We start from the raw sequence: 502 nt of genomic DNA, 5'->3' as shown, positions 1-502 counted from the left end.
CTACCAAGATTGAACGGCTCTTATTGTGGTGCGTGGGCTGCGCCGTTTTACCGGACGATGAGCCCCGCGGCGCCGCGTCCCCTATTGCCGGTCGCTCTGACAAACATAGAAGCGCCCGCAGCCTGTCTGAGGACGTGGGTCAAAGGACATCCTCGTCGTCGGTGGGCCGTTTGAGGTGACGGTCCGGATCTTGCAGGGCGGTCAGGACGGGTCTGATCCCAAGGGAGTAGAAGCCGTACTCCAGCTGCTGGTACCAGGCGCGTTCGCTCTCGAGTTCTTTCGACACCGCGATGGGAACTCCGGTCTGCTGGTCGTCGGCAGACACCATGACCACGAACGATGTGCCCTTGTCCATGGGGTCGGACGGCTTGGTGATCACCGCGAATTCCCAGGTCCTCGCGCCCGGGACGTTCAACCCGGCGTCGAGACGTCGCAGGACGAAGGTCGGCTGTCTCAGCAGCACCGCGGACTGTGCCCGGATCGCCATCGCCCCCCGGGCAAC

1 protein-coding gene is annotated in these 502 nt (G+C 63.9%); it reads right to left on the bottom strand.

Annotated features, from left to right (window positions below; genetic code table 11):
• Positions 1 to 139 precede the first annotated feature (139 nt).
• A partial coding sequence (locus U9980_RS17020; protein ID WP_322768817.1) for a hypothetical protein occupies positions 140 to 502 on the bottom strand: 363 nt, incomplete at its 5' end.

This window comes from Protofrankia sp. Cr1 (genome assembly GCF_963555865.1).
GTDB lineage: Bacteria > Actinomycetota > Actinomycetes > Frankiales > Frankiaceae > Protofrankia.
Note: the sequence above shows the minus strand (reverse complement) of the source record. Positions and strands in the feature narration are given on the sequence as shown.